20 protein-coding genes are annotated in these 18,885 nt (G+C 72.4%); 10 read left to right on the top strand and 10 right to left on the bottom strand.

The genetic code is table 11. The annotated features are described in order from the left end of the window. Window positions 1–39: 39 nt before the first annotated feature. The gene (locus tag L3i22_RS24505) at window positions 40–195 is read left to right on the top strand and encodes a hypothetical protein (RefSeq protein ID WP_221329285.1); all 156 of its coding nucleotides are present in this window, start codon (window positions 40–42) and stop codon (window positions 193–195) included. On the opposite strand, the gene L3i22_RS24500 is transcribed toward L3i22_RS24505, so the two are convergent. Further along, window positions 182–1,132: an NADP-dependent oxidoreductase gene (locus L3i22_RS24500; RefSeq protein WP_255658557.1), complete on the bottom strand. Its 951-nt coding sequence runs from the start codon at window positions 1,130–1,132 to the stop codon at window positions 182–184. The genes L3i22_RS24505 and L3i22_RS24500 overlap by 14 nt on opposite strands. Window positions 1,133–1,219: 87 nt before the next feature. Between L3i22_RS24500 and L3i22_RS24495 the strand changes: the two genes are divergently transcribed. Continuing rightward, complete coding sequence (locus L3i22_RS24495) at window positions 1,220–1,813, top strand: TetR/AcrR family transcriptional regulator (RefSeq protein WP_255658556.1); 594 nt, start codon at window positions 1,220–1,222, stop codon at window positions 1,811–1,813. 48 nt (window positions 1,814–1,861) lie between these two features. On the opposite strand, the gene L3i22_RS24490 is transcribed toward L3i22_RS24495, so the two are convergent. Then, window positions 1,862–2,278: a peptidase inhibitor family I36 protein gene (locus L3i22_RS24490; RefSeq protein WP_221329282.1), complete on the bottom strand. Its 417-nt coding sequence runs from the start codon at window positions 2,276–2,278 to the stop codon at window positions 1,862–1,864. Window positions 2,279–2,359: 81 nt separating this feature from the next. Further along, entirely contained in the window at window positions 2,360–3,028 is a 669-nt protein-coding gene (locus tag L3i22_RS24485; protein ID WP_255658555.1) for an adenylate kinase, read from the bottom strand. A 245-nt stretch (window positions 3,029–3,273) separates the two neighbouring features. Here L3i22_RS24485 and L3i22_RS24480 point away from each other — a divergent pair, with 245 nt between their 5' ends. The 3 genes from L3i22_RS24480 to L3i22_RS24470 all read left to right on the top strand — a co-directional run bounded on the left by L3i22_RS24480 (window position 3,274) and on the right by L3i22_RS24470 (window position 7,248). Beyond that, window positions 3,274–5,577: a tetratricopeptide repeat protein gene (locus L3i22_RS24480; protein WP_221329281.1), complete on the top strand. Its 2,304-nt coding sequence runs from the start codon at window positions 3,274–3,276 to the stop codon at window positions 5,575–5,577. 107 nt (window positions 5,578–5,684) lie between these two features. Then, window positions 5,685–6,158 carry a hypothetical protein gene (locus L3i22_RS24475; protein WP_221329280.1) on the top strand — a complete coding sequence of 158 codons (474 nt, stop codon included), beginning with the start codon at window positions 5,685–5,687 and terminating at the stop codon, window positions 6,156–6,158. Window positions 6,159–6,393: 235 nt separating this feature from the next. Next, window positions 6,394–7,248, top strand: a complete 855-nt coding sequence (locus L3i22_RS24470; protein WP_221329279.1) for an SDR family oxidoreductase — start codon at window positions 6,394–6,396, stop codon at window positions 7,246–7,248. Here L3i22_RS24470 and L3i22_RS24465 read toward each other — a convergent pair. From L3i22_RS24465 to L3i22_RS24445, 5 genes are all read right to left on the bottom strand, one after another. After that, on the bottom strand, window positions 7,224–8,063 hold the full coding sequence (locus L3i22_RS24465; RefSeq protein WP_221329278.1) for an SAM-dependent methyltransferase: 840 nt from the start codon (window positions 8,061–8,063) through the stop codon (window positions 7,224–7,226). The two genes, L3i22_RS24470 and L3i22_RS24465, sit on opposite strands and share 25 nt — an antisense overlap. Before the next feature lies 1 nt (window position 8,064). Continuing rightward, on the bottom strand, window positions 8,065–9,066 hold the full coding sequence (locus tag L3i22_RS24460; protein ID WP_221329277.1) for a methyltransferase: 1,002 nt from the start codon (window positions 9,064–9,066) through the stop codon (window positions 8,065–8,067). 79 nt (window positions 9,067–9,145) lie between these two features. Beyond that, the gene (locus L3i22_RS24455) at window positions 9,146–9,856 is read right to left on the bottom strand and encodes a SigB/SigF/SigG family RNA polymerase sigma factor (RefSeq protein ID WP_221330131.1); all 711 of its coding nucleotides are present in this window, start codon (window positions 9,854–9,856) and stop codon (window positions 9,146–9,148) included. Between the two features lie 247 nt (window positions 9,857–10,103). Next, window positions 10,104–10,757 carry a response regulator gene (locus L3i22_RS24450; protein WP_221329276.1) on the bottom strand — a complete coding sequence of 218 codons (654 nt, stop codon included), beginning with the start codon at window positions 10,755–10,757 and terminating at the stop codon, window positions 10,104–10,106. After that, window positions 10,754–12,343 (bottom strand): sensor histidine kinase, encoded by a 1,590-nt coding sequence (locus L3i22_RS24445; protein WP_221329275.1) that lies wholly within the window; start codon window positions 12,341–12,343, stop codon window positions 10,754–10,756. Before L3i22_RS24445 ends, L3i22_RS24450 begins: the two co-directional genes overlap by 4 nt. A gap of 165 nt (window positions 12,344–12,508) precedes the next feature. Here L3i22_RS24445 and L3i22_RS24440 point away from each other — a divergent pair, with 165 nt between their 5' ends. The 3 genes from L3i22_RS24440 to L3i22_RS24430 are packed head-to-tail and all read left to right on the top strand — an operon-like array spanning window position 12,509 to window position 15,180. Continuing rightward, window positions 12,509–13,306 carry an ABC transporter ATP-binding protein gene (locus L3i22_RS24440; RefSeq protein ID WP_221329274.1) on the top strand — a complete coding sequence of 266 codons (798 nt, stop codon included), beginning with the start codon at window positions 12,509–12,511 and terminating at the stop codon, window positions 13,304–13,306. Beyond that, complete coding sequence (locus L3i22_RS24435; RefSeq protein ID WP_255658554.1) at window positions 13,296–14,144, top strand: ABC transporter permease; 849 nt, start codon at window positions 13,296–13,298, stop codon at window positions 14,142–14,144. The genes L3i22_RS24440 and L3i22_RS24435 overlap by 11 nt, the downstream gene beginning before the upstream one ends. A 10-nt stretch (window positions 14,145–14,154) precedes the next feature. Then, window positions 14,155–15,180, top strand: coding sequence for an ABC transporter substrate-binding protein (locus L3i22_RS24430; RefSeq protein WP_255658553.1), 1,026 nt, complete (start codon window positions 14,155–14,157; stop codon window positions 15,178–15,180). On the opposite strand, the gene L3i22_RS24425 is transcribed toward L3i22_RS24430, so the two are convergent. Then, window positions 15,158–15,631 (bottom strand): hypothetical protein, encoded by a 474-nt coding sequence (locus tag L3i22_RS24425; RefSeq protein WP_221329273.1) that lies wholly within the window; start codon window positions 15,629–15,631, stop codon window positions 15,158–15,160. The two genes, L3i22_RS24430 and L3i22_RS24425, sit on opposite strands and share 23 nt — an antisense overlap. Before the next feature lie 230 nt (window positions 15,632–15,861). Here L3i22_RS24425 and L3i22_RS24420 point away from each other — a divergent pair, with 230 nt between their 5' ends. After that, a complete protein-coding gene (locus L3i22_RS24420) occupies window positions 15,862–16,587 on the top strand; it encodes a class I SAM-dependent methyltransferase (protein ID WP_221329272.1) in 726 nt (241 codons plus the stop codon). Between the two features lie 149 nt (window positions 16,588–16,736). Beyond that, window positions 16,737–18,452, top strand: a complete 1,716-nt coding sequence (locus L3i22_RS24415; RefSeq protein WP_221329271.1) for a glycosyltransferase 87 family protein — start codon at window positions 16,737–16,739, stop codon at window positions 18,450–18,452. Between the two features lies 1 nt (window position 18,453). Here the strand turns inward: L3i22_RS24415 and L3i22_RS24410 are convergent, their stop codons facing one another. Then, window positions 18,454–18,819 (bottom strand): DoxX family protein, encoded by a 366-nt coding sequence (locus tag L3i22_RS24410; protein ID WP_221329270.1) that lies wholly within the window; start codon window positions 18,817–18,819, stop codon window positions 18,454–18,456. Window positions 18,820–18,885: the final 66 nt, after the last annotated feature.

Raw genomic sequence — 18,885 nt, 5'->3', positions numbered from 1 at the left:
CGGGTAAGTAGCGGGCTCGGGACCCAAGGAGGCACCACGATGGCGACTCTCGCCCAACGCGTACGCACGTTCTTCCAGAGCCCCCAGGGGCAGCGCCTGGTGGACCAGGGGCGCCGGCAGCTGGCCAAGCCGGAGAACCAGCGCCGGCTGCGGGGCCTGTTCGACCGGCTGCAGAAGCGCTCTAGAGGTCGATGACGACCTTGCCGTGCACGTGCCGGCCGGCCTGCAGCTCGACCGCGTCGCGGATCCGCTCCACCGGGAAGGTCGCCGCCAGCGGCACCCGGAGCTGACCCTCGGCGACCAGGCGGGCGATCTCCTCGATCGCACCGGCGGCGGCGTTGGCGCCGTTCGCCGGCGTGATCCCGTCGACCACCGCGGCGATGGTGGTGATCCGCCGGTCCGGCACGCCGAGCTCGCGGGCCACTTGCGCGGTGTCCGTCCCGTGCAGGTCGATCGCCGCGGTGACCCCGCCGGGAGCCAGCGCGCGGACCCGGTCGGCCAGGCCGGCACCGTAGGCGACCGGCTCGGCCCCGAGCGCGCGCAGGGCCTCGGCCGACGTCGCCGAGCCCGTTCCGATCACGCGCGCGCCCGCGCGGCGGGCCAGCTGCACGACGAACACGCCGACGCCGCCGCCCGCACCGCCGACGAGCAGGGTGTCGCCCGGGCCGGGAGCGACCACGGCGAGGGCGGCGGCGGCCGTGCACCCGGCGATGGTCAGGGTGGCGGCGGTCCGGTCGTCGACCCCGTCCGGCGTGTGGTGCGCGTCGCCGCCCACCGCGATGGTCCCCGTCGCGTCGATCACCACGTGGTCGGCGACCGCGCGGGAGAGCGCGCCGCCGAACACCCGGTCGCCGGTCGCGAAGCCGGTCACGCCGGCGCCGACCTGGTCCACCACGCCCGCGTAGTCGGTGCCGAACCCGGACGGCAGGCGCAGGCCGAATCGGGCGGCGGTCGCCGCGTCCGAGGTCATGAACCAGTCCATCGGGTTCAGCCCGGCCGCGGTGACCCGCACCCGGATCCGCCCCGGGCCGGCCTGCGGCGCCGGCACCTCCCGGAGCCTCAGCAGCTCGGGACCGCCGAACGACTCGAACTGGACCGCCCGGCTCGACGTGTCGACGCTGGACTGCTGCATGACCACTTCCCCCTGCCGATGAGCACCGGAAACGGACTATGCTCCGGTTACCCGAGCCACCGTAACACAACCGGAGCGTGTTCCGTTTTGACTCAGCCAGAATCCCGCGGGCAGCGGGCGGACGCGGCGCGCAACCGCAGCCAGCTCCTCGACGTCGCGACCCGGGTGTTCGTCGCGGCCGGCACCGAACCGTCGATGCGCGCGATCGCCCGCGAGGCCGGCGTCGGCATCGCCACGCTCTACCGGCACTTTCCCACCCGGGAGGCGCTCGTCGACGCGATCTACCGCGACCAGGTCGAGCGGCTCACCGCCGGCGCCCGCGAGCTGCTCGCCGAGCTTGCCCCGCCGGCGGCACTGCGCCGCTGGGCGGACCTGTTCGGGGACTGGATCGCGGCCAAGAACGGCATGCTCGACACGCTGCTCGCGATGATCGAGTCCGGCGAGATCGCCCACACCCGGACGCAGGCCGAACTGCTCGCGGCCATCGACGAGATCCTCGGCGCCGGGCGGGCGACGGGCGAACTGCGGGACGACGTCACCGCCGAGGACATCGCCGCCGCCCTGATCGGCATCTTCACCGTGGCCCGCCCACCGGAACACGAGGACCGGGCGAACCGTCTGCTCAACGTCCTGCTGGACGGCCTCCGCACGCCGGCCGGCCCGGCGGCAGGCCCAGCCTGAGCCGGGCGATGTCCAGCAGCCAGGCCGCCTACCCCTGATCCCGGTTCGCTACTTCTGCATGCTGATCGAGCTGATCATGTCGTTCGGCATCACCGTGGTGCTGTTGAAGTCCAGAGCCTGACCAGGCTTGATCCGCATGGACTTGCGCGTGGGATTGGTCAGGTTGTAATCGCCGTCCTCCCACACCACCACGGTGTATCCCGAGCGGTTGTAGATGGACGACACCGAGTCATTCAGATTCGCGCCGTTGGTGTAGCTGTAGTTGCGGAATTCGAGGATCCCGTTGCCCGGCGTGAGGTCCCGGAACACCTTCACCGATCCGTGCAGGCCCCAGTCCTGGTAGAGGCAGACCTCGTTCGCCGCGCACACATAGGCGGCCTGCGCCGGCGAGGACATGACCAGGGTGGAGGCCACCACCGTCGCGGCCGCCGCCAGTACACCCGTGATCGCACTACGCTTTTCCACGCTGAACTCCAAACCATTCGCTCTGTTCCATCTCGTACCGGACGGAACGTTAGAGCGCATTTCTGGAGTATTTGTTGACCGCTACTGAACGACCGGATCCGGCCGGGCGGCCAGCGCGGCCAGTGCCGAGTCGACGCGCTTGCCCACGGCCGACTCGCGACCGGTGCCGTCCACCTCCCGCAGCACGCCGCGCTCGCGGTAGATGGTCAGCAGCGGCGTGGTCTCGGTGAGGTACACCGCCTGCCGTCCGCGGATCACGTCCTCGGTGTCGTCCGAGCGGCCGCTGTCCCGGGACCGGCGCACGAGGCGCCGGATGAGCTCGTCCGGCCGCACGCTCAGCGCGACCACCAGCGCGGGCGGCAGATCCAACTCGGCGAGCAGGTCGTCCAGGAAGCCGACCTGTGCGGTGGTTCGCGGATATCCGTCGAGGACGAAGCCGCCGGCCGGGGCCGAGTCGACGATGGTCGCCCGGAGCATGGCGTTGGTGACCTCGTCCGGCACGTACCGGCCGGCGTCGAGATAGCCCTGCGCGGCCCGGCCCAGCTCGGTCCCCCGGTCCACGTGGGCCCGGAAGATGTCGCCGGTCGAGATGTGCCGGGCGCCGAGTCGCCGGGCCAGGGTGACGGCCTGCGTGCCCTTGCCGGCGCCGGGCGCGCCCAGCAGGATGATCCCGCCCGGGGCCCGGCTGGTCTGCCGCTTCTCCGCGATGTCGCCCGACAGCCGTCGCATGATCTTCCCCGATCTGGTCATGGGCAGCTCCGCCACGACGGCCCGGCCGCGGTCGCGCGGTCGAGCCGATCATGGAGCCGACATGCTGCCCGAACGCCGCGGGCCGGCCGCTTCTTCCCGGTCCGGGGACCCTCGCGGTATGACGTAGGCGACACCGGCCCACCCCGGACCGGCGACTCAGGGCTTCGCGGTCCCGTACAGCCAGAGGCCGGTCAGCACGCCGGCGACGGTGCCGGAAGTCCCATCGGTCCACATAAGATCGGCGCATGCACGAGGAGTTGGCCGGTTGTCTGCGGCAGCTACGGGATCTGACCGGGCGCAGCCTGCGCGAGCTGGCCCGGGACAGCAACCTCAGCAGCTCGTCGCTGTCCCGCTACTTCTCCGGCCAGGCCGTCCCGCCCTGGCCGGCGGTGGTCGCGCTGTGCCGGGTCGCCAACCGCGACCCGCGGCCGCTCCGCGAGATCTGGGAGCGCGCCAAGGAGGGCCCGGCGCCGGCGCCCGCCGCCCCGGTGGTGCGTAACGATCTGCCGCACGACATCACCTCGTTCACCGGGCGCCGCGAGCAGTTGCGGGCGGTGCTGGACGCCGCCGGCCAGGGGCTGCTGGTGGCGATCGACGGCATGGGCGGAGTCGGCAAGTCCGCGCTGGCCGTGCACGCCGCGCACCGGCTGACCCCGGACTTCCCCGGCGGTCAGCTCTACCTCGACCTGCACGGCTTCACCCCGGGCCGGGACCGGATCGAGCCCGCCGAGGCCCTCCGGGTGCTGCTGACCGCGCTCGGCGTGCCGCCCGGCCGGATCCCGGACGGCACCGCCGAGCGGGCCGCGCTGTGGCGCTCGGAGCTGGTGCCCCGGCGCGCCGTGGTGCTGCTCGACAACGCCGCCGACGAGGAGCACGTCCGGGACCTGCTGCCCGGCGCCGGCCCGAGCTTCATCATGATCACCAGCCGGCGGCGGATGATCGGCCTGGACGGGGTCCGGCCGATCTCGCTGGACGTCCTGCCGGGCGACGAGGCGCTGCAGCTGTTCACCGAGTCGGCGGGCGGCACCCGGCCCGGTGACGCCGGCGAGGTGCTGCGCCGGTGCGGGAATCTGCCGCTGGCGATCCGGGTGGCCGCGGCCCGGCTCCGGCACCGGCCGGCCTGGACCCTGGACACCCTGGTCGAGCGGCTGCGCGACGGCGAGCCGGCGGTCTCCGAGATCTTCGGGATGTCGCTGCGGCAGCTCGATCCGGCCCAGCGCCGGATGTTCGGCCTGCTCGGGCTGGCGCCGGGCGCGGACATCGACGTCTACGGGGCCGCCGCGCTGGCCGCCATCCCGCTCGCCAACGCCCGGGGCCTGCTGGCGGACCTGGTCGACGTGCACCTCGTCCAGGAGCCGGCCGCGGGCCGCTACCGGATGCACGACCTGCTGCGCCAGGCCGCCCGGGCCGAGGCCGGCGCGGACGACCCGGCCCCGGCGATCGGCCGGCTCGCCGACTACTACATCAGCTGCATGCTGGTGGTGAACACGCTGGTCGGAGCGATCCGCCGGGTGCCGGTGACCGAGGCGCAGCCACCACCGGCGCGGCCCGTGCTGGCCACCCACGACGCCGCGGTGGACTGGAAGAACACCGAGTGGGCCAATCTCATCGCGACGTTCGGGCTGGCCACCCGGCTGCGGATCGACCCGGCGGCGGCCGCGATCGCGCAGCTGGCCGCGGGCGGGGGCGCCGGCCACGGCAGCACCGAACAGATGCGGCAGCTCCTGGCGGACAGCCTGCCCGCGGCGCTCCGGGTCGGCTCGCGCCCGGTGCTGGCCTGGCACCGGTATCTGCTCGGCGCGGTGCAGGTGCGCGTCGGCCGGCCGGAGGAGGCGGCCCGGCACCTCGCGGCGGCCCGGGAGCTGATGGCCGCCGAGGGCGATCCGGACGGGGAGGCGCTGGCCCGGGCGCAGCTCGCCGAGCTCCGGTCCAGTCTCGGCGACGAGCAGGGCGCCGTCGAGGTGCTGCGGCAGGCGTCAGCGCCACCGCCCGGCGTGGCGATCCGGGTGCGCGAGGCCACCATCCTGGGCCGGTCGCTGGTCCGGCTGGGCCGCCACGCCGAGGCCCGGGACGTGATCCTCGAGGTGCTCGACCTGGCGCGCGGGCTGGATCGGCAGACCGAGCGGGTGTGCCTGGACGTGCTGGGCTGGGCGGCGCTCGGCACCGGCGACCCGCGGGGCGCCCTGGACTTCGCCGAGCAGACCCTCGCGATCAACCGGGCGGCCCGCAATCCGCTGTTCGAGGCGGGCAGCCTCACCGACACCGCGGTCGCCCTGCGCCATCTCGGTCGCACCGCCGAGGCGGCGCGGCGCAACGGTGAGGCGGTCCGGCTGCTGCAACGGACCGGCGAGCCGCATCTGACGGCGCGCGGGCTCATCGCGTACGCGCAAGCCTGTCTGGTGATGAATGACCCGGCCGAAGCCGGAACGTGGTTCCGGACCGCCCTGGAGATCGCCACCGGGCACGGCCTCGACCACCTGATGCCGGCCGTGCGCGAGGGCCTGTCCCAGGTGTCCCGTCCCGTCCCGGGACACCCCGGCACCGACTGAGCTCCGAGGCGTCGCCGCAGGTCACGCGCGTGCGACCGGACCGCGTGGTGTCCCGCGGCGCACCGCGCCGGTTGTCCCGCACCGGTCGCCGGGCCGAGGCTCGGCCCATGCAGACCACGCCTTCGCTGCTCAGCGAACTGGACGCGCTGCCCGCCCGGTGGGCGGTGCGGGGCACGCTCGCCGCACCCGTCAGCGGCGTCGCCGACCTGCTGTTCGCCGTCGCCGAAGGGCGGGTCGGCGACGACAACCTGCTGGTCCTGGCCCGCGCCTCGGCGGCCCGGCTCGGTGCGATGACCGTGCTGGCCGCCGGGGCCGGCGCCTACCGGGTCGAGCTGGCCGGGCGGGTCGAGCCGGTGCTGGTCCAGCGGGGCCGGACCGGGCTGGCGGTGCAGAGCTGGTACGCCGGCGTGCACACCGTCGCCGCCTGTCCCGGCGGCACCCGGGTCACCCATCGGCTGCACCGGGTGCTGCCCGGGCATCCCGGCTTCGGCGCCGGGATCACCGAACTCGGCCTGCGCGCCCGGATGACCCGTGACCTGCGGGAAGTCCTCGGCGTGCTGGCCGACCGGCTCGGCTGCTGACAAAAAGGAGAAGCACATGAAGACATTGGAGCGCCGCCGCCTGCCGGTCATGCCCCCGATCCGGGCACCGGTCTTCAAAAACCACAACCCCTGATTTGGTACGGAGGGAGCGTCCGCACTGTCAGATGCGGACGCCCCACCTTGCTTTCACGACGCATTTATCCAGGTCAACACCAATACGTGAACGCACTGTTCGCATTTGCGGCTTCGCCGCGCGACGTGTTAGGCAGAGCGAATGCGAATTCTGGTCACCGGGGGAACCGGAAACATCGGAAGGCTCGTCGTCGAACAACTGCTCAAAACCGGAGCGACGGTACGGGTGGTCAGCCGCCGCGACAGCACCTTCCCCACCGGACAGGTCGAGGTAGTCCGCGGCGACCTCACCGACCCGGAAAGCCTGCGCCCGGCCTTCGAGTCGGTCGACCGGATGTATCTGTTCCCGTCCCCGTCCAGCGCCGCCGCACTGGTCGGCCTCGCCGAACGCGCCGGGGTCCGCCGCGTCGTCACCCTGTCCTCGGGCGCGGTCAGCACCGGCTACGACACGAACTTCCACCTGCCTGTCGAGCAGGCGGTGGAGGCCTCCGGCATGGCGTGGACCCACGTGCGCCCGGCCGAGTTCATGCTCAACAACCTGTGGCTGTGGGGGCCGTCGATCCGGGCCGAGCGGGTCGTCCGCGAACCGTTCCCGGACCGGGCCGGGCACCCCGTCCACGAGCGTGACATCGCCGAGGTCGCCACCGCGGCGCTGCTGGACGACGGTCATCAGGGCGCCGCCTACGACCTGTACGGCCCCGAGTCGCTCAGCCGCCGCGACCAGGTGCGCATCATCGCCGAAGCGCTCGGGCAGGACATTCGCCTGGACGTGGTGACCCCGGCGCGAGCGCGCGAACTGTATCTGGCCCAGGGCGGTTTCGCGGCGGCCTCCGCGGATTTCCTCACCGGTTTCCAGACGTATTCCGGCGGAACGCCCGACCATTCTCCCAAGGCGCCGCAGCCTGCGTCGAAGCCCACCGCCGAGGCCGTCACCGGCCGCCCGGCCCGGTCATTCCACACCTGGGCCCTCGATCACGGGGCGGACTTCCGGTCATAGCCGACCACGGCGAGCGCGATGCGTTCGCCGGGAAAGACGCTGAGGGTACGACCGGCCGGCCGCAGCAACCGCGCCTGATGCTCCTCGGCCCCGAGGTCGGCCAGCGGGGTGAGGCCGTGCGCTCGCAGGCGGTCCGCGAGCTCGGCCGGGTCGAACGCGCTGCGCCACCGCAGCCGCCGCGACCACCGGCGGTTCTCGGCCCGGTCGGCCTCCGCCCGCGGCAGGTACGTCAGGACCATCCGGCTGCCCGAGGCCAGCGTTCCGGCGTAGGCGAGCACCCGCTCGACCGCCTCGGCCGGCACGTACATCGTCACCGCCTCGCAGATCAGCAGCGTGCGGCCGGTGCCCGCGCGGGCCAGCGTGTCCGCCGAGTCCGGCGCCGTCAGGTCCAGCGGCAGGTAGCGGACGTGCGCCGGCCGGTCGCCCAGTGCCCGGGCCAGCGTCGCCTTCTTGACCGCCTGGGTGGACGCCAGGTCGAACTCCCAGACCTCGGCGGCGGCCATCTCCGGCATCCGGTAGGGGCGGGTGTCCATGCCCGCGCCGACGATCACCACCCGGTTGATCCCGATGGCGAGGGCCGCCCGGCAGGCGTCGTCGATGGCCCGGGTACGGCAGACCACCGCCCCGTACAGTCCAGGTCCGGCCCGTTCCAGCGCGCGCAGGAACAACCACCGCAGCGGCCGGTGGGCCACCACCATCGACGGCCAGCCGGAGATCATCCGGGCCGACAGCGGGTCGTCGAACAGCCGTCGCGGCGCGTGCTGCTCCAGCGCCCGCACCAGGGCCACCCCGTCCGCGGTCTTCTCGGCGCGCACGTCAGGCCGCCGGGATCGCCTCGATCACGAAGTAGGGTGGCTCGACCGGGGTGGCCGCGATCCGGCGCAGCCCGGCCCGGGTCAGCAGGTCGTCGAACTCGGCCAGGGTGCGTTCGCGGCTGCCGGCCGTGGCGAGCATGGCGATGTCCATCAGCGGCGCGATGCCCGGGGCGTGGTCGTCGATGACGATCTCGGTGATCACCACGCGGCCGCCGGGGCGCAGGGCCGCGCGGCAGTTCGCCAGGATGTGCACGCTCTCGTCGTCACCCCAGTCGTGCAGGATGAACTTCAGCAGCATCAGGTCGCCGGCCGGGACCGCGGTGAAGAAGTCGCCGGCCACCGCGCTGAGCCGGTCGTCGAGGCCGTGCTCGGCCGCCGCCGCCCGGGCGCCGGGCACCGCGTGCGGCAGATCCAGCACGATCGCGTCGAACTCCGGGTGCCGCGCCAGCATGGCCAGCGCGAACGAGCCGTGCGCGCCACCGACGTCGACCACCGTGGTGGCGCCGGCCACGTCGATCACCTCGACCGCGGCCCGGACCACCGGGGCGGACATGCTGGCCATCGCGCGGCCGAACAGCTGTCCCTCGTCCGGGTGCGCGGCCAGGTAGTCGAAGAACGGCATGCCCAGCGCCAGCTCGGTCTGCGACTCGCCGGTGCGGACCGCCTCCGGGATGCGGGCCCAGGTGTGCCAGAGCAGGGCGCTCGACTGCGACGCGGCCAGGTCCCGCAGCGACATCGGCGCGTCCCGGTGCAGCACGGCCAGGGCCTCGGTGCCGGCAAAACCCTTCTCGGCGTACGTCACGAGCCCCATCGAGGCGCAGGCCCGCAGGAACCGGGCGGTCGCCGCCGGGTCGGACCCCTCGGCCTCGGCGATCTCGGCGGCCGTGCGTGGGCCGCCGGCCAGGTGCTCGGCCAGCGACAGGTCGACGGCCGCCCGGACGGCCTGGGCCAGCCACGGCCCGACGATGAAGCCCATGACTGTCTCATAAGGACTCGCGGTCATGTCCGGCAACCTAGCGGCATCGGCCGCGCCGGTCAGCCCGCCGTCAGACAGTGCGAAAACCGTCTGTCGAAGCGATCGATCAGAGCATCTCGGGGTCGATGTGCTTGCGCAGCTTCACCAGCGCCTTGGTCAGCAGCCGGGAGACGTGCATCTGGGAGACGCCGATCTGCTCGGCGATCTGCGACTGGGTCAGGTTGCCGTAGAAGCGCAGCGTGACGATCTTCTGCTCGCGCTCGTCGAGCATCGCCAGCGCCGGGCTCAGGCTGGCCCGCAGGTCGACGACGTCGTAGTCGTTGTCCTCGCTGCTGAGCGTGTCGCCGAGCTCGGCGGAGCCCTCCGGGCCGACCGGGGTGGACAGGCTTGTCGCGTTGTAGGCGCGGGCGCCCTCCAGGCCCTCGAGGACCTCTTCCTCACTGATCCCGATGTGCAGCGCGATGTCGGCCACCGTCGGCGGGCGGTTCAGCGTGTGCGTCAGGCTGTTGTTCGCCTCGGTGATCCGCAGGCGCAGCTCCTGCAGCCGGCGGGGCACCCGGATCGACCAGGTCTTGTCCCGGAAGTGCCGCTTGACCTCGCCGATGATGGTCGGGATCGCGTAGCCGGCGAAGTCCACACCGTACTGCGGGTCGAACTTGTCGACGGCCTTGATCAGGCCGATCGTGGCGGTCTGCATCAGGTCGTCGGTCGGCTCGCCGCGGCCCGCGTAGCGCTTGGCGAGGTGCCGGGCCAGCGGCAGCCAGGCCTCGATGGTGCGGTCCCGCAGGGCGGGGCGCGACGGGTGGCCGGTGGGCATCGCGGCCAGCGCGTTGATCAGGTCACCGGCGACATCGGTCTGCTCGGCACCATCGATCGGGTCACTGTGGGTGGTGGCCGACCGGGTGGTCGTCTCGACTGAAGTCGTGGTCACGATGTTCCTCCGGTTGTCCTGCCAGCCCGGATATCCGTTCGGCAGCACGAGACTAACCGAATGGTCGGGTGTAAAGCTAGCCGAAAGTATGAGTCACGTTAAGTAACCTCAATTACACTGCCCGAAACCTCCCTCAGCGCCATCGATAGCGGTGCTCGGGGCGGCCGGTGGTGCCGTACCGCAGACGCATCTCGGCCACCCCGTCCCGGGCCAGGGCGGCCAGGTAGCGCTGCGCGGTCGCCCGGGAGATGCCCAGCTCGTCGGCGATCTCGGCGGCCGTGCGCGGGCCGCCGGCCGCCCGCAGCGCGGCGCTGACCAGGTGCACGGTGACCGCCGACTGCCCCTTCGGGACGGCCGGCCGGTCACCCTCATGCAGCAGGCGCCACGCCCGGTCGATCTCCTCCTGCCCCAGGTTGCGCTCCCCGGCCAGGGCACCCCGAAACCTCCGGTACGCCGTCAGCCGGTCCCCCAGCTGCTCGGCGGTGAACGGCTTGACCAGGTAGTTCAACGCCCCGCGGGCCAGCGCCAGCCGGACCGAGGCGGCGTCCGACGCGGCGGTCAGCATGATCGTGTCCACGGTCAGCCCGGCCAGCAGGTCCAGGCCGGACTCGTCGGGCAGGTAGCTGTCGAGCAGCACCAGGTCGACCGGGCGGGCGGCCAGGAACGCGCGGGCCTCGGCGGCCGTGCGCGCGGTCCCGGCGACGACGAAGCCGTCGACCCGGGCGGTGAAGTCGACGTGCACCTGCGCGACCCGGAAGTCGTCCTCGACGACGAGGACCCGGATCATGCGGCGACCGCCACCAGGGCGTGCGGCAGCCGGGCCTCGAAGACCGCGCCGTGCCCGTCGCCGGCCGGGGCGGTCAGCGCGACGTCGCCGCCGAGCTGCCGGGCGGCCTGGCGGGCCAGCGCCAGCCCGAGTCCGCGGCCCTCCTCGCCGCAGGTGGTGACGCCGGCCGTGAAGATCTGCTCGCCGAGCGCCGGGTCCACCCCGTCGCCGGAGTCGACCACCGAGATGTGCAGGGCGTCGTCGTCGGAGAGCAGCGCCAGGTCCACCCAGGCCGGCCGGCTGGCGCCGCGGCGGGCCGCGTCCAGGGCGTTGTCGACCAGGATGCCGAGCACCGTGGTGACCTCGACCGGCGCGGTCACCCGGGTGCCGACCCAGCTGGTGTCGGAGAGGGTCAGCCGGACGTCCTTCTCGGCCGCTTCCGCGGATTTGGCCGCGACAAAGGCTTGCAGGTACGGGTCGTCGACCGCCCCCACCGGCCCGGCCGCCGCGAGCGCCCCGCCGGCGACCAGGTGCAGGTATTCCAGGGCCTCGTCGCGGTGCCCGTTCTGCAGCAGCCCGGCGAGCACGTGCAGCCGGTTGGCGAACTCGTGCCGGGAGGCGCGCAGCGCGTTGCTGAGCGTGCGCACCGAGTCCAGCTCGCGGGTCACGTTCTCCAGGTCGGTCCGGTCCCGCAGGGTCAGCACCCCGCCCAGGTCCCGGCCGCCCCGCCGGACCTGGCGGTAGTTGACCACCAGCACCCGGTCGCCGGCCAGGATGATCACGTTGTCGGCGGCCCGCTGCTCGAAGACGGCGACCAGGCCGGGCGGCAGGCCCGCGTCGGTGACCGGGGTGCCGGGGGCCGGGCCGGCGCCGAGCAGCCGGACCGCCTCCTGGTTGCACACGGTCACCCGGCTGGTCGCGTCGACGGCCAGCACGCCCTCGCTGATCCCGCGCAGCACGGCCTCCCGCTCGCGGACCAGCTCGGCGAGCTCGGCCGGTTCCAGGCCCAGGGTCAGCCGCTTGAGCCGGCGGCTGAGCAGCGCGGACCCGGCCACGCCGAGCAGCAGGGCACAGCCGGCGACGATGCCGCCGACGCCGAGCTGCTGCCAGACGTACCCCCGGATCTTGTCGACCCGGAAGCCGACGCTGACCTCGCCCACCACCGTGCCGTCCGCCGCGCGCAGCGGCGTCTTGCCGCGGGCCGACAGGCCCAGCGTGCCCTGCTCGACGCTGATCGTGTCCCGCCCGGCGAGCACCGCGGACGGGTCGGTGCTGACCGGCTCGTGCAGGCGGGCCGGGTCGGGGTGGGCCAGCCGGATGCCGTGCCGGTCGGTGATCACCACGAACAGCGCGTCGCTGGCGTGGCGGGCCGCCTCGGCGCGGGCCGGCAGCACGCCGCCGGGGTCGCCGGTCGCGGCGGCGGCCACGATCACCGGGTCGGCGGCCAGGGTGTGCGCGACGGCCAGGGCTCGGCTGCCGTACTGGTCGGTCAGCTCGCCGTTGAACAGCCAGCCGATCAGCGCCGAACCCATCCCGAAGACCACCACGAGCAGACCGACCTGCAGGCCCATGACCTGCCAGGCGAACGGAACGGGACGGCGTGACATGCGGGCACTGTAACGCCCGTCACCGCCTCGGAACCGGTGAGCAGAACGCGCAATACGCGGTCAACGCGGCTTAGCGGCGCAAGGCCCAGATGGATTCCGATCCCGGGCCGGACTTCCTACCGTCGCCGCAAGGAAACACCCACGTAACAGCCAGGGAGGACGACCTTGACGGTAATCGCGTTGCGGAACGCGACCAAGCGTTTCCCCGGAACCGGTGGTCAACCGCACACCGCCGTCCGGGACCTGACCTTCTCGGTCGAAGCCGGTGAGTTCGTGGCCGTCGTCGGCCCGACCGGCTGCGGCAAGTCGACGACGCTGTCGCTGGTCTCCGGCCTGGAGCCGGCCTCCAGCGGCGAGGTCGAGGTGGACGGCGCGCCGGTGCGCGGCATCCCGGACGGCGTCGGCTACATGTTCCAGACCGACGCGGTGCTGCCCTGGCGGTCGGTGGTCGACAACGTCGCCGCCGGGCCGCGCTACCGCGGGCTGGACAAGAGCGCGGCCCGGGCGAAGGCGATGGTCTGGGTCGAGCGGGTCGGGCTGGCGAAGTTCGCCGGCTACTACCCGCACCAGCTCTCCGGCGGCATGCGCAAGCGCGTCTCGCTGGCCCAGACGCTGGTCAACGAGCCGCGGATCCTGCTGATGGACGAGCCGTTCAGCGCGCTCGACGTGCAGACCCGGCAGCTGATGCAGGACGAGCTGCTGCGGTTGTGGCACGGCACCGGCGCGGCGGTCATCTTCGTCACGCACGACCTGGAGGAGGCGATCGCCCTGGCCGACCGGGTGGTCGTGATGACCTCCAGCCCGGCGACCATCAAGGCGATCTTCGACGTGCCGCTGCCCCGGCCGCGCGACGTCGAGGAGATCCGGATGACGCCCGCGTTCACCAGTACCTACCGCGAGATCTGGGAGAGCCTGCGGGACGAGGTCGCGCGGGCTCGGGAGGAGACGAGCCGTGCAGGCTGAGCTGACCGTCGCGCCCGAGATTCTCGGCGACAAGATCAGAAAACCGATTGATCGACGTACGAAAATGTGGTTGGTCCGGTCCCTGGTCGTGGTCTTCTGGCTGGGCAGTTGGGAACTGGCCGCCACGCACTGGATCGACCCGTTCTTCTATTCCAAACCGTCGGCGATCGGGGCCCGGCTGGGCGACTGGTTCACCACCGGGACCGCGTTCGGCTCGGTGTGGACGCAATTGTTCATCACCCTGGAAGAGGCGGTGCTCGGCTTCGCGATCGGCGCGGTGGCCGGCGTGGTGCTCGGCATTCTGCTCGGCCGGGCGCGATTCGTCGCGGAGGTGGCGGCGCCGTTCATCAAGGCCGCGAACGCCGTCCCCCGGATCGTTCTCGCGTCGCTGTTCATCATCTGGTTCGGGCTCGGCCTGACCTCCAAGGTGGCCACCGCGGTCGTACTGGTCTTCTTCGCGGTCTTCTTCAACGCGTTCCAGGGTGCCCGCGAGGTCGACCGCAACCTGGTCAACAACGCCCGGATCCTGGGCGCCTCGCGGGCTCAGGTGCTGACCTCGATCGTGGTGCCCAGCGCGACCAGCTGGATCTTCGCGTCGCTGCACGCCGCGTTCGGATTCGCGCTGATCGGCGCGGTGGTCGGCGAATACGCCGGGGCCGACAAGGGCCTCGGATTGCTGATCGCCAATGCCCAGGGCACGTTCGACGCGGCCGGCATCTACGCCGGAATGATCATCATCACCGTTGTCGCGCTGCTCGCCGAATGGCTGCTCACGCTGCTGGAGAACCGTCTCCTGCGGTGGCGCCCGCCTGTCCAGTCCGACGTTCACCAGATCTAAGGAGATTGTTGTGCGCAAATTTCTGGCGGTGGCCGGCGTCCTCGCGTTCGCGGTGGCCGGCTGCCGGGGCACCAGCCCCGACGACGCCACGTCCGGCGGCGGCTCCCCCACCATCAAGATCATGGTGGGCGGGATCGACAAGGTGATCTACCTGCCGGCGAAGCTGACCGAGCAGCTCGGCGGGTTCAAGGCCGAGGGCCTGGACGTGCAACTGCTGACCGAGCCGTCCGGCGCGACCGCGGAGAACGTGCTGATCTCCGGCGACGTGCAGGGCGTGGTCGGCTTCTACGACCACACCATCGACCTGCAGACCAAGGGCAAGTGCATCACCGGTGTGGTGCAGTTCGCCGACGTGCCCGGCGAGGTGGAGATCGTCGCGCCGAACTCGCCGATCACGTCCCCGGCCGACTTCAAGGGGCGCAAGCTCGGCGTGACCAGCCCCGGCTCGTCCACCGACTTCCTGACCCAGTACCTGGCCACCAAGGGCGGGCTGACCACGGCCGACTACACGACGGTCAAGGCCGGCGCCGGGCAGACGTTCATCGCCGCGCTCGACAACGGCGGGATCGACGGCGGGATGACCACCGACCCGACCGCGGCCAAGCTGCTCAGCACCGGCAAGGGCAAGATCCTGCTGGACATGCGCACCGAGGCGGGCACCCGCGCGGCGCTCGGCGGGCTGTACCCGGCCAGCTCGCTCTACATGGACTGCGCCTGGGTCAGCAGTCACCCGGAGCAGGTGCAGAAGCTGGCGAACGCGCTGGTCAAGACGCTGCACTGGATCAAGGCGAACACGCCCGAGGCGATCGCGGCGAAGATGCCCGCCGAGTTCGCGGCCGGCGACCCGCAGCTGTACGCCAAGGCGATCCACGACAGCATCGGCATGTTCAACGGCGACGGGCTGATGAAGGCGGACGGGGCGAAGAACGTGCTGGAGGTGCTCAGCCAGTTCTCCCCGAACGTCAAGGGCAAGAAGGACCAGGTGGACCTGTCCAAGACCTACACGACGGAGTTCAGCGCGAAGGCCGCCGGCTGACGGCCGCGCCGGTCACCCGGCGAGCGCCGCGGGCGGCCGGCACGAGCAGGCCGCCCGCCAGCGCCGCGAGCACGCCGAGCGCGAGGACCAGCACGTACGGGTCGACGATCTCGATCCGGCTCTCGCTGACGTGCTGGCCGGGCAGGGCCTGCGGGGTGACGTCCGGGATCAGGCTGTCCGGCCCCCAGTGCGCCAGCACCAGCACCGCGACGAAGATCGACAGCAGCGTGCCGGCGATCGCGATCACGCCCGCGAGCAGGCCGGCCGCGTCGATCTCGGCCCGGTCGAGGCCGGCCAGCACCGCTCCGGCCGCGGCCACCGCGGCCAGCGCGAGGGCCAGCCCGGGCGAGGCCGGAATCGGCGGGGCGACCAGCACGACGGCCAGCCAGAGAACGGTCCCGGCGACGCCGCCGACCGCCCCGACCAGCAACGATCGCCTCAGACGGGTCATAGTCCGCAATCTATGCACGGGGGCGCGGTCGCGCATCGCCCGTTCGGTCTTTGGTTTTTGGACCGCGACCACCCGCGGACGTCGCCCCGGAGGGCTTCGCGTTCTGGGCGCCCCGCGCCCTTGCGGAGCCCGGAGGGGTCCCGGCGGGAGCGGCGGTCAGTTATCGGCCGCAGCGCACGACATGAATCTCCGGAATTTCGGGGTTGATCAACTCTGCCAGGATCGGCCGCATGTCTGCCGACCTCCAGTACTCCCCCGACCCGGCTGCCTATGACGCCTTTGCCGAGGCGTACACGGCCGAGACCGAGTCCAACCTGATCAACGGCTACTACACCCGGCCGGCGATCCTGGAGCTGGCCGGGGACGTGGCCGGACGACGGATCCTGGACGTCGGCTGCGGTGCCGGCCCGCTGCTGGAGACCCTGCGCGACCGCGGCGCGGTGGTGACCGGCGTCGAGCCGAGCATCCGGATGCTGGACCTGGCCCGCCGGCGGCTCGGCCCCGGCACCGCCCTGCACCTGGGCGGACTCGGCGGCGATCCGCTGCCGTTCCCGGACGCCGCGTTCGACGACGTGATCGCGTGCCTGGTCCTGCACTACGTCCAGGACTGGGCGGCGGCGCTCGCCGAGCTGCGGCGGGTGCTGGTGCCCGGCGGGCGGCTCCTGGTGGCCGTCAACCATCCCTTCATGTACAAGCTGCTCAACCCGGACGGCGACTACTTCGCCACCGAACCGTGGCGCGACGACTTCACCTTCGACGGCCGGACCTTCCCGCTGACGTTCTGGCACCGCCCCTTGCACACGATCCTCAACGAGTTCGTCACGGCCGGCTTCCGGATCACGGTCGTCAGCGAGCCGCCGCCCGCACCCGAGGCCCACGAACTCTTCCCCGACCTGGAGACCTCGCCCTCGGGCTCCTTCCTGTGCTTCCTCTTCCTAGGCCTCGAGGCGGCCTGATCGGATCCGCGGCGGGCCTTGGTACCGTCCTCGGCGATCATGCCGGTCCGGTTCGGGGGAGCGTCCGTGTTGAATATCTACAGGTCCGGGTCGGCGGCGCGGTGACGGTCGAAGCGCCGATATCTCCGTGGAGTCGATCGTGGACGCGGATGTCGCCCCGGACCCGGGCGCTCGCCCTGGCCGGCGCCGTCGGCGTGTTCGTCGCGCTCGCCGCGTGGTCGATCACCGCGGCGCTGACCCGGCCGGCCTACGACCGGCTCGCCGACCTGCACGTCTATCTGGGTGCGGTGCGGGCGATGCGGGACGGGATCCCGCTGTACTCGTACGCGGCCGAGAACGGCGACCCGTTCACCTATCCGCCGTTCGCGGCGCTGGTCTTCTGGCCGCTGGGTGCGGTGCCGGAGCCGGTGGTCCAGGTCGCGTGGACGCTGGTCACGGTGGCCGGGGTGATGGCCCTCGCGGCGGCCCTCACGATGCGTAACGGGCTGGCCGGGCGGCAGCGGTTTCTGGTGGTGATGCTCGCCGCCTCGACGGCGCTGCTGGCGTCGGCGCCGGTGCAGAGCAACCTGCGGTTCGGGCAGGTGAGCCTCTTCGTGGTGCTGCTCGCCCTGGTGGATGCGCTGGGCCTGCTGCCGCGACGGGCGGGCGGCGTGCTGATCGGCGTGGCGGCGGCGATCAAGCTGACCCCGCTGCTGTTCGTGCCGTACCTCTGGGTGGTGGGCCGCCGCCGGGACGCGGTACGGGCCGGGGCCACGTTCGTGGCCTGCGCGCTGCTGGCCCTGGCGGTGTGGCCGTCGGCGTCGGTGACGTTCTGGACCCGGGCGGTGCTGACCACCTCGCGGATCGGGGACCTGTCGTCGACCGGCAACCAGTCGCTGAACGGGACGCTGCTGCGCTACGCGATTCCGACCGGTGAACGGTCGATCGCCTGGGCGGCGCTGGCCGGGCTGGTGTGCCTGGTCGCGTTCCTGTGCGCGCGGGAGTACCACCGGCGCGGGCAGGTGGCCCTGGCCGCGGTGGTGATCGGATGTGCGACCGTCGCGGTCTCCCCGGTGTCCTGGACCCACCACCAGATCTGGACCGTCCTGGCCGGAATCCTCCTGGTCGCCGGCCCGCGGCGGGGCCGGATCGCGGCCGGGGTGATCGTGCTGGTCACGATGAGCGTGCAGCTCGGGGCGGTGCTGCCGGCCGGCGGGTTCCTGCGCGACAACGCGCGGGCGCTGTGCGCGGTGGCGGTGTGCTGCGGCGGAGCGGTCAGCCTCTGGTCGGCGGCGGCCGGGCGGGTGCGGTTGCTGCCGGGCCTGGCGGTGGTGGGACGGCCCCGGACGGCCTTGCTGTACTGCACGGTCGCGGCCGCGGGAATCGCCGGGGTGCTGGTGTTCACGCGCGATCGAGCGGTCACCGCCGAGGTGTACGCGGCGCAGAACGCGAACGATCCGGTCTGGGCGGACGCGTTCAGCAGCGGTCCGTGCGGGGGCATGACCTACGGGGACGGGAAGTGGCTGTGCAACGACTTGACCGGGCCGGCGATGGCCGGTGAGCAGCTGAACTTCTCGATGGGTGACGACGGTGCCGGCCACATCGGGATCGAGGGCCAGGCAGGCTCGGACGTGGTCCGTCTGGCGTATGTCCCCGTGCAGGGAGCCAGGCCGGTGGACGTGCCGTTGTGGCCGGAACTGCCCACGCCGGCGACCTGGCCGGACCTGAACGATCCGGCGAAGGTGCTGCCGGTCGTGGATCAGCGCAGCTGGACGACGCACCGCTTCGCGGTGAGCACGAACGACACCACCGACGCCCTGCTGCTGGCCTACGACCGGAACGGCCGCGTCATCGGCGAGGGCGGCGACAAGCTGCGCGACAGATGAATCAGAGGCGGCGGGGCGGTGGGCGCCAGGACCAGGACAGCAGGGCCAGGGTCGCGAACATGGCCGGGGCCAGCAACGTGGTCACGGGCTGGTGCATGGCGGCGTGGGAGGCGGCGGCGCCGATCATGTTGATGAGCACCCCGGCGTACGCCCACTCCTTCAGCCGTGGCAGCCGCGGCAGCAGCAGGACCAGCCCGGCGATGAGCTTCGCGGGGCCCATGATCGTGGCGAGATAGCCGGGATAGCCGAGCTCGATCATCACCGGGTAGAACGGTGGCGCCTTGAGCAGGTCCAGCGCGCCGCCGATCAGGCATTCACCGGCCACGATCGCGGTGGCCGGCCAGTAGCCGTACGGTCCTGGTCGCATCGGATCCCCCTAACGAAACGGACCCGTACCTTTATCGGTACGCTACCGTCTCGATGGAGGTGCGGC

Source organism: Actinoplanes sp. L3-i22 (assembly GCF_019704555.1).
In the GTDB taxonomy this organism is placed as follows: Bacteria; Actinomycetota; Actinomycetes; order Mycobacteriales; family Micromonosporaceae; genus Actinoplanes.
This window is presented reverse-complemented; position numbering and strand designations above follow the sequence as displayed.

Coding starts and splice junctions, on each gene's coding strand:
- L3i22_RS24505 (WP_221329285.1), top strand. CDS start 40: ATGGCGACTCTCGCCCAACGCGTACGCACGTTCTTCCAGAGCCCCCAG.
- L3i22_RS24500 (WP_255658557.1), bottom strand. CDS start 1,132: ATGCAGCAGTCCAGCGTCGACACGTCGAGCCGGGCGGTCCAGTTCGAG.
- L3i22_RS24485 (WP_255658555.1), bottom strand. CDS start 3,028: ATGACCAGATCGGGGAAGATCATGCGACGGCTGTCGGGCGACATCGCG.
- L3i22_RS24480 (WP_221329281.1), top strand. CDS start 3,274: ATGCACGAGGAGTTGGCCGGTTGTCTGCGGCAGCTACGGGATCTGACC.
- L3i22_RS24475 (WP_221329280.1), top strand. CDS start 5,685: ATGCAGACCACGCCTTCGCTGCTCAGCGAACTGGACGCGCTGCCCGCC.
- L3i22_RS24470 (WP_221329279.1), top strand. CDS start 6,394: ATGCGAATTCTGGTCACCGGGGGAACCGGAAACATCGGAAGGCTCGTC.
- L3i22_RS24460 (WP_221329277.1), bottom strand. CDS start 9,066: ATGACCGCGAGTCCTTATGAGACAGTCATGGGCTTCATCGTCGGGCCG.
- L3i22_RS24455 (WP_221330131.1), bottom strand. CDS start 9,856: ATGCCCACCGGCCACCCGTCGCGCCCCGCCCTGCGGGACCGCACCATC.
- L3i22_RS24450 (WP_221329276.1), bottom strand. CDS start 10,757: ATGATCCGGGTCCTCGTCGTCGAGGACGACTTCCGGGTCGCGCAGGTG.
- L3i22_RS24445 (WP_221329275.1), bottom strand. CDS start 12,343: ATGTCACGCCGTCCCGTTCCGTTCGCCTGGCAGGTCATGGGCCTGCAG.
- L3i22_RS24425 (WP_221329273.1), bottom strand. CDS start 15,631: ATGACCCGTCTGAGGCGATCGTTGCTGGTCGGGGCGGTCGGCGGCGTC.
- L3i22_RS24420 (WP_221329272.1), top strand. CDS start 15,862: ATGTCTGCCGACCTCCAGTACTCCCCCGACCCGGCTGCCTATGACGCC.
- L3i22_RS24415 (WP_221329271.1), top strand. CDS start 16,737: ATGTCGCCCCGGACCCGGGCGCTCGCCCTGGCCGGCGCCGTCGGCGTG.
- L3i22_RS24410 (WP_221329270.1), bottom strand. CDS start 18,819: ATGCGACCAGGACCGTACGGCTACTGGCCGGCCACCGCGATCGTGGCC.